We start from the raw sequence: 13333 nt of genomic DNA, 5'->3' as shown, positions 1-13333 counted from the left end.
TTATGACAATGAAAAAGCCCCTTTAAAATATGCAGGGGCTTTTTACTTTTATTAGGATTGTGAATTTCTACAACCCGTCTATATAACTTCCGTAAAGGTCCTTGAATTGGTATCCTTCTGCAAATCTGTTTTTGCTAAGTTTCTTATGTGATACCAACCCCCATAAAACCAATTCCTTTAAAAAGTACATATCTTCTTTAGGAAAATCAGGTTGATGTTCTTTTATCAACTGGCTAAGTTCAGGAATACTATCTAAGGTTCTTTTATATTCTTCATCTGTAAATTCATCTAGAAGTTCAAAACCTTCTCCTTGAAAAAACCAACTTAACAAATCATCATAAGGAGTTTTTGCATCCTTTCTTTCCAACTTGTTTATGGCCGGGAAATATTTAGGGAACAAACTTTTTACCGCATCATCTATCAATATTTCGGCTACGCCATCAGCACCTTCTTGCTCCCCCTCATAAACCAATTCAATCTTACCGGTAATGGCCGGAATAATACCCATAAAATCACTCAAACGTACCATGGTTTTATCGGCATCAGTTACTAAGGCCCTTCTTTCCGCTGTACTCAAAAGATTTTCAAACGCGGTTATACTTGTTCTTGCACTGACACCGCTTTTTGCATCTACGTACTCGCTATCCCTTGCTTCAAAAATAATTTGCTCTAAAAGATCCTTGGCCAAGTCCGGCACATAAATTGAATCCGTTTGGCGCGAATCTAATTTCGCCTCCTGTTCAGTAATTTTTCTAGCGGTTTCAATATCATCCGGATAGTGCGTTAATATTTGTGAGCCAATCCTATCCTTAAGTGGGGTAACGATACTTCCTCTATTGGTATAATCTTCAGGGTTTGCCGTAAACACAAATTGAATATCCAACGGCAGCCTCAATTTAAACCCACGAATCTGTATATCTCCTTCCTCCAATATATTAAAAAGTGAAACTTGAATTCTAGCTTGTAAATCCGGTAATTCATTAATTACAAAAATACATCTGTTGGCCCGTGGGATCATTCCAAAATGAATAACCCTGTCATCTGCATAGGATAACTTCAGGTTTGCCGCTTTAATGGGGTCTACATCGCCAATTAAATCGGCTACGGTAACATCTGGTGTTGCTAGTTTTTCAGCAAAACGAGCATCTCTGTGCAACCAAGAAATTGGGGTATCATTCCCTTTTTCCTTTATCAATTCCATGGCGTATCTTGACATGGGCTTAAGCGGATCATCGTTAATTTCCGAACCTTCTACCACAGGGATATACTCGTCCAAAAGATTGACCATTAAGTGAGCCAAACGTGTTTTAGCTTGTCCCCGTAAACCTAGTAAGTTAATATTATGCCTAGATAAAATAGCTCGCTCCAACTCTGGAATAACGGAATCTTCATATCCCCAAACTCCAGGAAAAGTTTCTTCTCCTTTTTTTATCCTTTGAATAAGATTGTCACGTAATTCGTCCTTAACACTTTTTACTTTATAGCCAGCTTCTTTTAACTCGCCAAGTGTTTTTATTTTCTTGTTATCTAATTTCATATATAGCAATCTCTTTTTCTTTTAAAATCAAGTCCGTCTGAAATGAAGAGGAATTGGTCTATCTTATTTCAATCGTTTTTTTCTATTCGCTTCGTAATCTTCAAAAATCATTTCACCCAAACCTTTTAACCCGGTAAAAAATGCCTTGCCTTTGTTCGCTTCCGTAAAGTGGCGAATAAACTGCATTAAATAAGCATCTTGGGCTATCATAAACGTGGTAATAGGAATATGTAATTTTCTAGCCTGGCGTGCCATATTATAGCACTTCTCAACAATATAGTCATCCAGACCTACGCTATTCTTATAATATGTTCCATCAGGTAGCCGCAAGCAACTAGGCTTTCCGTCCGTAATCATAAAAATCTGTTTATTGGTATTACGCTTCCTGCGTAGCATATCCATTGCCAATTGAAGTCCCGCTACCGTGTTAGTATGATAGGGTCCAACTTTCAGATACGGAAGGTCCTTTATAGGTATGGGCCAAGCATCGTTACCAAAAACCAGAATATCCAAGGTGTCTTTTGGATAGCGTGTAGTAATGAGCTCCGCTAGTGCCATCGCTACTTTTTTAGCTGGTGTAATACGGTCCTCGCCGTACAAAATCATACTATGACTAATGTCTATCATTAACACCGTACTCATCTGTGCCTTGTGTTGCGTATCCTCAACTACTAAATCATCTTCGTTTAAAGTGAAGCTACCCATACCATGGTTGATCTGGGCATTTTTAAGGCTCTCCGTCATTGAAATATGTTCTAAACCATCACCATAACGGTATTCTCTTAAATCACCCGTATGCTCATCTCCTTGACCGGATTTTCCGGTTTTGTGGTTACCTGAGCCGCTACGTTTAATTTTACCGAAAATCTGGTCTAGCGCACGTTGGCGAATCAAGCGTTCCATTTTAGCGGTAATGGAAATATTTCCCTTTCTGCCGTTTTCATCGCCTTCTTCCCCTTCTCCACCTGCAGCATCATCGTCAAATTCTTCTTGAATGTATCCTTTTGCTTTTAACTCCTCTATGAAATCATCAATCGTATATTCATCATCTGTTAGCTCATACTCCTTATCCAGTTCACGCAACCAATCAATGGCCTCATCAAAATCTCCCGATGTATGGGTAATGAGTTCCTGAAAAATATCAAAAAGTTTTTCAAAAGGAGTTTGTTCCGGTGCTTCATAGGTTGAAAACCGAAACCCTTTTCTTGTGTTCATAGCCATACTATAAAATTAGTTAATAAAACCGTCAACACCTCCCTTTTTAGGAAATGTTAACGGTTATAGGCTATTGCCTTTCACAAAGCATTGCTGTTTTGCTATTTTGTAAAGAAATGGTCTTTTTAACTGATGATTCCTAATGGTGCCGTAGTCTTCCAAGCACCGCGAGTGAAATCCGGGAATTCCTGTGGTGCGCCATTTGCAGCAACGGAAGTCTCGCTTAAAGGAGAAACCGCACTCCATAAGCAACCCTCGTACACATTCTGGTCTAAAGGCTCTCCATTTCTTAAACACTCTACAATACGAAACAACATCATAAAGTCCATTCCGCCGTGACCGCCCATTTTAGTGGCGAGATCACCTACTCGCTTGTACAAAGGATGTTCATATTTTTCATAGATTTTTGCCAAGGCATCACCTTGTGCCCAATGATGGTGGTCTTCCGTAGCACTTTCAACCCCACCTTCCAAGGCCACACGGGTTGGGAAACCTGCCAAAGTACCTTTTGTTCCTTGAATCATGTTATGGCGGGTGTATGGTCGTGGGCTGGTTTCATCCCACTGCACCATAATCGTTCTACCTAAATCTGTTTTTATAATGGACGTATTGATATCACCGCCCTTATAGTCCAATTTATTCCATTTGTGGTCTGCAGGAAAGTTCTTTTCCGCATATAATTGCCTTCCTTTGGCAGGCGATGAAAAAGCATTGATGAATTTAAAGTTATCATCAGTCCGCCCAATATTCATGTATTGCGCCACAGGCCCTAAACCATGCGTTGGGTAAAGGTTTCCGTTTCTGTGTGCATAATGTGGTGTTCTCCAAGAACCCGTACCACGGTCTACCTCGTTCATTTGAAAACGTAACTCGTGAATATAAGCTGCCTCTCCGTGTAAAAGTTCGCCTATAGCCCCTTCGCGACACATATTTAAATACAACAGCTCATCTCTACCGTAGTTAACATTCTCCATCATCATACAATGTTTCTTTGTCTTTTCGGAAGTGTCAACTATATCCCACATTTCTTTTAAAGTCAAGGCCAATGGGACTTCTACAAAGGCATGGCTACCGGCATTCATGGCTGCAATGGCCATTGGCGCATGCAAACCCCATGGTGTTGCTATAATAACTGCGTCCGGTTTTTGTTCTTCTAGCATTTTTTTCCAATCGTTCTCACCATTGGTATACAGTTTTACTTTTTTGTGTCGCTGTCCCTTTCCTGCCTCTTTGCAGACATCTGCAGATTTTTTGGCCCAATCTTCATAAAGATCTGAAATGGCAACCACTTCAGTGCCTTCAATCGCGGCAATTTGTGCCACATGACCTGAACCTCTTGCCCCTACACCAATAAACGCAAAACGTACCTGATCCAATTTAGGAGCCTTAAAACCTCCCATATATTGCGCAGAAAAAGGCCGTTCCGTTCCTAAAAAATTAGCTTTTGAAATATTTGGCGTTAGGGCAATACCAGCTCCTACCAATGACGTTTTTTTTAGGAAGTTTCTTCTGTTGGAATTCATTTGTGTTTGTTTTGTGAGTTGTTGTTGAATGAAACTACAATATAAAGAAGTTTTAGGGAACTTAAACACGCACGCCTCCGCTATTAACAAAGTCTTACAATGATGCATTATTTTTTTGACAGCCCACAAAGAGATCATACCTTCGTGTAAGATGATAAAAGAACAATGTCTTGGCTTTTTAAAAACACCACCACTGTGGACAGGTGAACAATTTGGTATAGAACAGTTTGTTTTTCCTGAGCTTCATATGAAACGTTTTCTGCCAAAACCCATTTCAAAAAAATTACGTTTGGGTCACCAAATGGAGCATGTTTTCACTCAATTGCTCGTCAGAAATAACACATATGACCTTGTTCTTCATAACAAAGCTGTAAAAGAGGAAAACCGTACCATTGGTGAAATTGATTTTATACTAAGGCATAAAGAAACGGAAAGACTCCTACATATTGAATTGACTTATAAATTCTATATCATTGACCCAAGTATATCGGAACCCATACACCGGTTAATAGGCCCCAACCGTAGGGATATGTTCTTTACCAAAATGGAAAAAATCAGGGACAAACAGTTTCCTCTTTTGCACTCTACCAATGGAATTAGAACGTTATCCGAAAACCAAATTAACCATGACGATATAACGCACCAAGCGTGTTACAAAGCCCAACTCTTTATGCCCCATACCAATGCCCATGTAGACATTACTCCTCTAAATAGAGATTGTATCTACGGCTATTGGTTAAGGTTTGAGGACTTTGAAAATGGTGATTATAAAAAGTACAAATACTATATACCCAGCAAATCCGAATGGGTCGTTACTCCACACAAAAATGTAAGATATTCATCTCATTTTGAAACTTTGATGGACGTAAACCTGCGCACCCTGAACCAAAATGCCCCCATGCTCTGGATGAAAAAAACAAATACTGAATTTGAAAAATTTTTCGTGGTGTGGTGGTAGTTAGTAGTTAGTAGTTAGTAGTTAGTAGTTAGTAGTTAGTAGAATTTAATGATATTGAATTTAAGCAAACAAGTTTGCAGCAATTATTTATCTTGAAATGAATCTTACACTACCTACAGAAGACCCCACAACATTCACTTTTAAGCCAAAAACTCAATACTAACTACTAAATACTCCATACTTAATTTACTCAAACGTATAGCTTGTTCTGTTTACTTCCGTTAGCCTAAAATAGCCATGGGCGTAATTATCGGGATTTGTTAAGTTGATGCAGTTACCTTTTACCGCTACAGGCGTAGCCGAAAAAATATCAACCCCACCTATTTGATCAATTAAAATATCCATGTAATCATAATACGCTTCAGAAATACCGTACATTTCTATGGCCACCACATCTCCAGGCTTTAAAACATCAATTTTATCGGTATCCTCATCTTCTTCCAGTTCATACCACCAATCAATTTCATTTCCGTTAACGAATTCATCGTCCCCTACCTCAAACTCAGGTAGTAGGTCCCCTTCTCTTTGAAATTTAAAGAAATAGTAATTCTCTTCATTGGCTGGGTCCGTAAACTCAACATGTAACTCCAATTCTTCATCGTCAAAACCATCTTCCCTATCTTGGTACAAATCTGTAATATCCGTTACGGGTATCAATGTTTCCTGTGCCGTATAGGTTTCTCCGTCATGAACAACATTTAAGGTGTATGACTGATTTAAAACAGGCACAAACTCAGTGGTAGTATATTCTCCATTATTCTGATCGGTAAAAATAAATTCCGCTCCACTGGTATCGTTAGTAACCGAAACCGATGCTCCCGTAACGGCAGTGTTGTTGGTTGTATCAAAAAATTCGGTTGAGGTGCTCAGCTTCACCAGCTGTTCGTTTCCCGTAGTACCTTTCTCCCAATCTAGCGATGCTTGAATCACCAAACGGGTCGGGCCTTGCTGAACTTCTACATCAACAACATCCGTACAGGATGCTAGTAACCCCATCAAAGAGAGTGCTGTTATTTTTATGTAATTACGCATTTTTTTAAAATTTAAAGTTATAAGTTAAGGAAGGAACAATTCCAAAAATAGCGGTTCTGGTAGCTTCGTTTGCACCGGTCTCCAAGTTTTGACCAAAGGAAATAGAAGCTGCATTTTTACGATTATATGCATTGTAAATACCTAACACCCACTCTCCCTTAAGTCTATTTTGTGGTTTTCTATTCGGTTTATAGTTCACTGATAAATCTAAGCGATGGTAAGCGGGTAAGCGATCAGAATTTCTATCGGCATAACTGGCCACAGAAATCCCTTCGTACTCATACTGCCCGTTTGGGTAAGTTACCGGTCTACCAGTTTGAAAAACAAGATTGGCACCAAAACTTAATTTTTCATTCAACTTATATGATCCTGAAATAGAAATATCATGTGTTCTATCGTATGGGGTATTGTACCATTCGCCATTATTAATGCCTAACCCGCCAGCTATACCTCCTGGAGTACGTTGTTCGGATTTTGATAATGTATAGGCAATCCATCCAGTAAAATCACCCTCGTTTTTACGAAGTAACAACTCCAGACCATACGCTCTTGATTCACCCGTTAAAATTTCGGTTTCAATAGTGTTTTGACCTATTAAATCCGATCCGTCAATATAATCGATTCTGTTATCGGTATTTTTAAAATACACTTCTGCCTCCATAGAATAGGCTTTATCCTTGAAGTTTCTAAAATACCCCAATGCATATTGATTGGACAATTGCGGTTTTATGAACTGTCCGCTTGGCGTCCACACGTCCAATGGCGTTGCAGAAGATGTATTGGACAATAAATGAATGTATTGCGCCACTCTGGAAAAGCCGACTTTTAATGAAGAGTTTTCGTTTAATATATACGCTAGCGAAGCCCTTGGTTCTAAATTGCCAAATTTTTCTATGGCATCTCCTTTTTCATAATTGGTCTCCCCTATAGGCGTACCACGTTGATAGATACCCAATTCAGAATTGTAGACCACCGGTTGATCATTGGCATAATCAACCATAGGTTGACCACCTAATCTTGAGAATGCACTATAACGCAATCCGTATTGTGCCGTTAATTTATCCGTTAATTTATGTTCGGCATTTACGTATACCCCACTTTCCAAAGCTCTTTTTTGATCAAGTTTAAGAGGGTTTACGGCAGATGTTTCTGAAGTAGGCCTAATTTCACCAGGATCAAAATCATAGTATATGCCACTTGCTCCAAAATCCAACTTAAACTTATCGCTGAAGTAGTATTTAAAATCATACTTCAGGTTATAATTTGTGATTGAAGAAACCCAGTCAAACTCTGCCGTGGTTATACCCAAATCATAATCATATTTACTGTACACCGCAGATAGGTTGGAGAAAAGCTTGGCATTAAAAATGTGGTTCCAACGTAAGTTACCTGTTGAATTTCCATAGCTACTTGTGAAGTTTTCACCCAATTCAAAGGCATCCCTTCCAAAATACCCCGAAAGAAACAACCTATTGTTCGCATTGATTTTGTAGTTCGTTTTTAAGTTTAAATCGTAAAAACTAACGCTATTATCTTCTCCGGCCGCCTTTAACAAGAGGTCCGCATATGAACGTCTCCCAGCTATTAAGAAGGAACCTTTTTCTTTGAACAGAGGGCCTTCTAGAGCCAACCTGCTAGAAATTATTCCAATTCCTCCTGTTGCTGCAAACTGCTTACTATTACCATCTTTTTGGCGCACATCCAATACGGATGAAACCCTTCCGCCGTATCTGGCCGGAATACCTCCTTTGTACAATTTTACATCCTTAATAGCATCGGCATTAAAAACTGAGAAAAAACCGAACATATGTGAGGTATTATAAATAATAGCCTCATCCAATAGCACCAGGTTTTGGTCTCCTGCGCCCCCACGTACGTGAAAGCCACCGGTGCCCTCCCCATTATTGGTCACGCCAGGAAGCATCTGTAGCGATTTTAAAATATCTACTTCCCCTAAAACTACGGGCATTTGTTTTACGGTGGCAATGTTCATTTTAACCACGCTCATTTCCGGCTTACGCAAAATTGCCCGTTCAGGTTCGTCTGCCGTAACCACAACTTCCTCTAGTTCAGTAGACAATTCCGAGATTTCAAAATTGAACTTTTGGTTTCTATCCAAGATTACTTCTTGGTACTTTTCAGCATACCCCATATAGGAAATAAGCAAGCGGTACTCTCCTTCTGGAGCGGTAATGGAGTAAAACCCGTACTCATTGGTGACTACCCCAATAGTTGTTCCCTCCAAAAATACGGAAGCCCCAAAAAGGGTTTCGCCATCTGCCTTATCACTAATTTTACCACTTACCGTATAACTCTCTTGCGCAAAACCATGTGCGCTTATCAATAATAGCAGTACGCTCAGAACGGCCGTTAGCCGTAATGCCCATAAACTATTCGTTACTTTTTTTGTCATTTTACTTTTTTTAGTTTTGATTGATGAACACCTCTATGGACAACTGGTTTTTAAGAAGGTTGCATGCCTATTCATTTTTATTTAAAATGATTAAAGTTGCGAAGCTAATACATAGCTAAAGGATAAGTACCCGTATATTTATACCTTAGTGTTAAATATTTCTCACCAAATGCAACCCTTGCAACTTTTGCTTGTCTTTGTTATTGAAATGTAATTTAGAGTACAATCAACCCTCTTAAATTAATTGGAAACCGATATTCGTTTTAGGCACAAATCACTTGTTGAAAATAGCAAGTCTGGCGATAGAAAAGCACAGTACCAACTGTACGAACTCTATGTAGATGCCATGTACAATATTGGTATGCGATTTTTGGGGATAAAAGAAGACGCGGAAGATATTGTACAGGACAGCTTTGTAGATGCATTCAAGAATTTACACAACTTTAAATACGAAAGCACCTTTGGAGCATGGCTTAAACGGATAGTCATCAACAAAAGCATTAATCATTTAAAAGTCAAACGACTACCTCTTGCCGCAATGGACGACCATGAATATCACCTTACGGAAGAACCGAACAACGAACCGGTAGATAAAATGGATGTGGAAAAGGTAAAAAGAGGTATAGAAAAACTGCCTTTGGGGTATAAAAACATAATTAATCTGTACTTGTTGGAAGGCTATGACCATATGGAAATAGGAGAAGTGCTAGGCATTTCAACCTCCACCTCAAAATCACAGTACCACAGGGCAAAAAAGAAACTCGTTGAAATTATAAACACATTATAATGGACAATTTTGAAAAACATATCAGGGAGAACAGGGCGGCATTTGATGACCACAAAGCAGACCGTGCCAAGCTCTGGGCTAACATAGAAGCTAAATTAGACCCGCCCAAACCCAAAGTGGTGCCGTTATGGAAATCGCCCGTATTTCGGGTAGCAGCCACTGTGCTTATTATTTTGGGGATTTCAAGTCTTATTGGCATTACCTTTTTAGGCAGCTCCGCCAATGATAACACATTTGTTTCCAATGAATTACAGGATATAGATATGCACTACCAAGATTTAGTGTCCTACCAAGTACAATTGGTGCGGAAAAACGAGAATCTCTCGGATGCGGATAAAACCGAATTTCTATCCTTTATGGATGACCTAGATAAGGAATATGACCAGCTAAAGTTGGAGATGCAGAACAACCTAGATAATGAACTGGTACTGGAAGCCATTGTTTCCAACTACAGAAAGCGCATAGAGCTCATTGAAAATCTTTTGCGCCAGTTAAACGAATCAAAATTAAATGATGACGACTATGGATACACTTTATAAAAAACTGCTCCTTTTCGCTGCGGCGATAGTCTTTGGCCTTCCGGTCATGGCGCAGGAAAAGGTGTCTAAAAAAGTAACAAAAACATATGGGTTTACCAATGCAGGTGAAGTTCATTTGGATAATAAATACGGCAACGTAAACATCTATGGGTGGACAAAAAACGAGGTCTCCATTACCGTTAATATTACGGTTACCCATAAAAAGAAAGACAATGCCCAAGAACTTTTGGAGCGCATACGCCCCGTGATCAAGGACAGTGAAAACTTTATTTCTATGGGCTATGAAATTGGTGAGACCAGCTCGGGATTCTTTTCCAACCTTTTTGATAAGGCCAACCCTTTTGACTTTGATCGAAGTAATGTTCAAATAGATTACAAAGTGTATATGCCGGAAAAGGCTGAATTGGAAATCATAAATAAGTTTGGTGATGTTTTTATTGAAGACTGGATCGGTATTTTAAAAGCCGATGTGCAGCATGGCGATATGTGGATCAATGACAACCTGAACAAAGCCGATGTGGTAATCAAATACGGAAAGCTTAGGGCCAAAAATATTAATTACGGCAACCTGGACCTGAAAAATGGTGGACTTGATATGGACGATTCCAAAACCATGCGACTGAACAGTGCAGGTAGTGAAATAGACCTGCATACGGTTGGTTCCTTAGAGTTTTATTCAAATAAAGACGAAGTAGACCTTGAAGAAGTAAACACGTTGTACGGAATGCTTAAATTCAGTAACCTACGCTTAGGTCGGTTAGCAAATGACATTGACCTGATTTTAAAAATATCGGATTTTTCAGTGGAGAACATCATAAACCCTAGTAGTAAAATTGCCATTGAACAAGAATCATCGGAAGTAAGCCTTAATATTATGGACTTCCCGCACCAATTTACAGCGGTGGTAGAAGAAGGCTTGATACGTTTGCCCAAATCATTTTACGATGTAGACTCCCATATGTTGGACAAAGGCAAGAAATTACGTGAAATTAAAGCCACTTACGGTAAAAATCCAATAGGGCGTATTTCTATTACTGGAAACAAAGGAGTGGTTTTATTGAAGGAGCTATAGTGATTAGTATTGAGTAAAGAGTAATGAGTAGTGAGAATTGAGTACGATTCCTTTTCGAACTATAAAAAACAAATTACTCAGTATAATCCCCTTGGGCATAAGAGGCCGAAATACTACTATTGGGCGTTTTGCAATTTCTGGGGAAATCAAAGAGATAGATACACTTAGGTAGTCCGTTTTCAAAAGTAATACGAACCGAACCCTTACTATTTCCGCTAAAACCCGAATAGGTATAACCTGCACTTAACTGAGTGGGTCTGCCTTGACCATCTCGTGAAGATACGGTTACCCCAGATACACTACCCGCCACATAGCGGTTAAACGCCCAAGTTTTAGCCTGATCACCCACCAAGTCATCTACCAATTTTGTAAAATTCTGAGTGCCAGTAGGGCCTCCAGACGCCTTCATCTCAGTATACTTGCTACTTTCCTTGGTTCGAATTGAGGCTTCGTTTAATGCAAAACGCTTCAGGTTTTCTTCAAAGCGTCTTAATCCCGGGCTATCACAAGCATTCAATTTATACAGTTGAACCATATCATTTTGAAGTCCTTTTGTCTTGTGTATCATATCCACGGAATTCCCCATTGAATTTGGGTCTAGAATCATTTGCATGGTGGTACGCAAACCATCTGAACGCTGTATGCCCTCAACTTCCATTTTAGCTTCGTACAAATCAGGGCGTGCATAAAGTCCGGAGCCTACCCATTCATAACGTACGCAAACCCGACTGATTTCCGTACCAAAACCATCTCTAGTTACTTCTTCTGTGACGCATACCTGATCCATAATCTCAACCTTGTCTTCCGGTAGGTATTTTGCACAACGACCACCATACGCCCTAAGGTATTGACCAAAAATCATCAGAAATTCCATATCCTCGCGTTTCATGGTGATCTCTTCAAAATGGCCTCTAAAAATATAGTCGTAGAACTCCGAAAAATAAAGTCCGTCTACATTAAACTCCAGTGTTTGCGGTTCATTGGATGAGACCATATTATCCATTGGGCTACCTATGAAAGACGTAGATAAAAACCATACTAGAGTTACCGTTAAAAGTTTGGAAAAAAAACCTATAATCTTCATTTTGGTTGGTCGGTTAGTGTCCGTTACCAGATGCAACAGACTGATTATAAGCTAAAATTAATTAAAAAAATGATGCTATAAGTTAACAAGAAATCAATTATACGGTGTTTTTTTATAGTATTTAATGAATCATATATAGTTACAAAAAAGCGATTGATTTGATAACAAACCAATCGCTTTACAAAATGCATATACATTTCTAGCTAGTGTACGCCCCAGAGGAATACGTAAGCTCATAACTATGCGTATATATTTCAAATACTATACCGAACGGGTCTTCTACATAACACATCCTATATGGCTTTTCGTTAGGGTAATAAGAGCGTATGGGCATGCGTTGCTTACCTCCATACTCCACAATTTTAGTTACCAAATCTTCAATATTAGGGTCTTGTATACAAAAATGGAATAAGCCTGTATTGAACGGATTAAATTCCGGAGCTTCTTTTACACCATGCGGAAAGGAAAACAACTCTATGCCAACACCATCGGAAGTAGACATGTGTGCAATTTCAAACTCTTCCCAATCTTCACCAAATACATCTATACACATCTGACCAATAGCTGTATCCGCCTCTTTTTTTACTTTAGATGGAGGCATAATTACATACCATCCCATCACTTCAGAATAAAATTTAACTGCTTCTTCTATTTTTGGCACGGTAATTCCAATATGTGAGAATGATTTGGGGTAATCCCTATTTGTATTCATAACTTATATTTTATAGCACAAATTAAGACTATATTTACCTTAACAACAATAACTTACCTAAAAGTACTATAGTTACCAAAAAGGGTTAATTATTGATTTACAAATAGTTAATACAAAATATGATTTCAACAAAATACTGTCCTTTAGATTATACAATGAATTTAATAGGCACCAAATGGAAACCTTTAGTATTGTTTCATCTTTTAGAAGGCCCATTGCGTTCGGGAGTTTTACAAAAGAAAGTGCCGGGTATTTCCAATAAGATGTTTACCCAAACAGTACGCGAATTAGAAAAAGATGGACTTGTTGACCGTAAAATTTTTCCCGTCGTGCCCCCACGGGTGGAATATGATTTAAGTGAAAGAGGTAAATCCCTTGAAGGTATTTTAAGGAGTTTGGATGAATGGGGAGCACAAGACCATCAACAAAGAAAATGAGCCTATTTACATTTGTTTTAATGT

General features: G+C 38.9%; 12 protein-coding genes. 5 read left to right on the top strand and 7 right to left on the bottom strand.

The features are described from left to right. Window positions 1-67 precede the first annotated feature (67 nt). The 3 genes from SJY45_RS03110 to SJY45_RS03100 all read right to left on the bottom strand — a co-directional run bounded on the left by SJY45_RS03110 (window position 68) and on the right by SJY45_RS03100 (window position 4275). A complete protein-coding gene (locus SJY45_RS03110) occupies window positions 68-1537 on the bottom strand; it encodes an AAA family ATPase (protein WP_400073226.1) in 1470 nt (489 codons plus the stop codon). A 63-nt stretch (window positions 1538-1600) separates the two neighbouring features. Then, window positions 1601-2758: a VWA domain-containing protein gene (locus SJY45_RS03105; RefSeq protein WP_215911940.1), complete on the bottom strand. Its 1158-nt coding sequence runs from the start codon at window positions 2756-2758 to the stop codon at window positions 1601-1603. Window positions 2759-2877: 119 nt separating this feature from the next. Beyond that, the gene (locus SJY45_RS03100) at window positions 2878-4275 is read right to left on the bottom strand and encodes a Gfo/Idh/MocA family protein (RefSeq protein WP_400073225.1); all 1398 of its coding nucleotides are present in this window, start codon (window positions 4273-4275) and stop codon (window positions 2878-2880) included. A gap of 151 nt (window positions 4276-4426) precedes the next feature. Between SJY45_RS03100 and SJY45_RS03095 the strand changes: the two genes are divergently transcribed. Further along, window positions 4427-5233, top strand: coding sequence for a DUF1853 family protein (locus tag SJY45_RS03095; protein WP_400073224.1), 807 nt, complete (start codon window positions 4427-4429; stop codon window positions 5231-5233). 186 nt (window positions 5234-5419) lie between these two features. Here SJY45_RS03095 and SJY45_RS03090 read toward each other — a convergent pair whose 3' ends face one another. Together SJY45_RS03090 and SJY45_RS03085 are read right to left on the bottom strand one after the other, a co-directional pair. Then, window positions 5420-6265 (bottom strand): DUF4249 domain-containing protein, encoded by an 846-nt coding sequence (locus SJY45_RS03090; RefSeq protein WP_400073223.1) that lies wholly within the window; start codon window positions 6263-6265, stop codon window positions 5420-5422. Between the two features lie 4 nt (window positions 6266-6269). After that, window positions 6270-8678, bottom strand: a complete 2409-nt coding sequence (locus SJY45_RS03085; protein WP_400073222.1) for a TonB-dependent receptor domain-containing protein — start codon at window positions 8676-8678, stop codon at window positions 6270-6272. A 244-nt stretch (window positions 8679-8922) separates the two neighbouring features. Here SJY45_RS03085 and SJY45_RS03080 point away from each other — a divergent pair, with 244 nt between their 5' ends. Genes SJY45_RS03080 through SJY45_RS03070 form a run of 3 tightly spaced genes read left to right on the top strand, consistent with a single transcriptional unit; the run spans window position 8923 to window position 11076 of the window. Further along, window positions 8923-9465, top strand: a complete 543-nt coding sequence (locus SJY45_RS03080) for an RNA polymerase sigma factor (RefSeq protein WP_400073221.1) — start codon at window positions 8923-8925, stop codon at window positions 9463-9465. Then, window positions 9465-10004 carry a hypothetical protein gene (locus SJY45_RS03075; protein WP_400073220.1) on the top strand — a complete coding sequence of 180 codons (540 nt, stop codon included), beginning with the start codon at window positions 9465-9467 and terminating at the stop codon, window positions 10002-10004. Before SJY45_RS03080 ends, SJY45_RS03075 begins: the two co-directional genes overlap by 1 nt. After that, window positions 9988-11076: a hypothetical protein gene (locus SJY45_RS03070; protein ID WP_400073219.1), complete on the top strand. Its 1089-nt coding sequence runs from the start codon at window positions 9988-9990 to the stop codon at window positions 11074-11076. The genes SJY45_RS03075 and SJY45_RS03070 overlap by 17 nt, the downstream gene beginning before the upstream one ends. Before the next feature lie 73 nt (window positions 11077-11149). Here the strand turns inward: SJY45_RS03070 and SJY45_RS03065 are convergent, their stop codons facing one another. Both SJY45_RS03065 and SJY45_RS03060 read right to left on the bottom strand, forming a co-directional pair. Then, complete coding sequence (locus SJY45_RS03065; RefSeq protein WP_400073218.1) at window positions 11150-12160, bottom strand: hypothetical protein; 1011 nt, start codon at window positions 12158-12160, stop codon at window positions 11150-11152. Between the two features lie 199 nt (window positions 12161-12359). Next, entirely contained in the window at window positions 12360-12872 is a 513-nt protein-coding gene (locus SJY45_RS03060; RefSeq protein ID WP_215442121.1) for a lactoylglutathione lyase family protein, read from the bottom strand. Between the two features lie 119 nt (window positions 12873-12991). Between SJY45_RS03060 and SJY45_RS03055 the strand changes: the two genes are divergently transcribed. Continuing rightward, complete coding sequence (locus tag SJY45_RS03055; RefSeq protein ID WP_215442120.1) at window positions 12992-13309, top strand: helix-turn-helix domain-containing protein; 318 nt, start codon at window positions 12992-12994, stop codon at window positions 13307-13309. Window positions 13310-13333 lie beyond the last annotated feature (24 nt).

This window comes from Zobellia russellii (genome assembly GCF_044597075.1).
In the GTDB taxonomy this organism is placed as follows: domain Bacteria; phylum Bacteroidota; class Bacteroidia; order Flavobacteriales; family Flavobacteriaceae; genus Zobellia; species Zobellia russellii.
This window is presented reverse-complemented; position numbering and strand designations above follow the sequence as displayed.

Bases quoted from the DNA above. Each gene is read 5' to 3' on its own strand.
- SJY45_RS03110 (WP_400073226.1), bottom strand. From the start codon at position 1,537: ATGAAATTAGATAACAAGAAAATAAAAACACTTGGCGAGTTAAAAGAA.
- SJY45_RS03105 (WP_215911940.1), bottom strand. From the start codon at position 2,758: ATGGCTATGAACACAAGAAAAGGGTTTCGGTTTTCAACCTATGAAGCA.
- SJY45_RS03100 (WP_400073225.1), bottom strand. From the start codon at position 4,275: ATGAATTCCAACAGAAGAAACTTCCTAAAAAAAACGTCATTGGTAGGA.
- SJY45_RS03095 (WP_400073224.1), top strand. From the start codon at position 4,427: ATGATAAAAGAACAATGTCTTGGCTTTTTAAAAACACCACCACTGTGG.
- SJY45_RS03090 (WP_400073223.1), bottom strand. From the start codon at position 6,265: ATGCGTAATTACATAAAAATAACAGCACTCTCTTTGATGGGGTTACTA.
- SJY45_RS03085 (WP_400073222.1), bottom strand. From the start codon at position 8,678: ATGACAAAAAAAGTAACGAATAGTTTATGGGCATTACGGCTAACGGCC.
- SJY45_RS03075 (WP_400073220.1), top strand. From the start codon at position 9,465: ATGGACAATTTTGAAAAACATATCAGGGAGAACAGGGCGGCATTTGAT.
- SJY45_RS03070 (WP_400073219.1), top strand. From the start codon at position 9,988: ATGGATACACTTTATAAAAAACTGCTCCTTTTCGCTGCGGCGATAGTC.
- SJY45_RS03065 (WP_400073218.1), bottom strand. From the start codon at position 12,160: ATGAAGATTATAGGTTTTTTTTCCAAACTTTTAACGGTAACTCTAGTA.
- SJY45_RS03060 (WP_215442121.1), bottom strand. From the start codon at position 12,872: ATGAATACAAATAGGGATTACCCCAAATCATTCTCACATATTGGAATT.
- SJY45_RS03055 (WP_215442120.1), top strand. From the start codon at position 12,992: ATGATTTCAACAAAATACTGTCCTTTAGATTATACAATGAATTTAATA.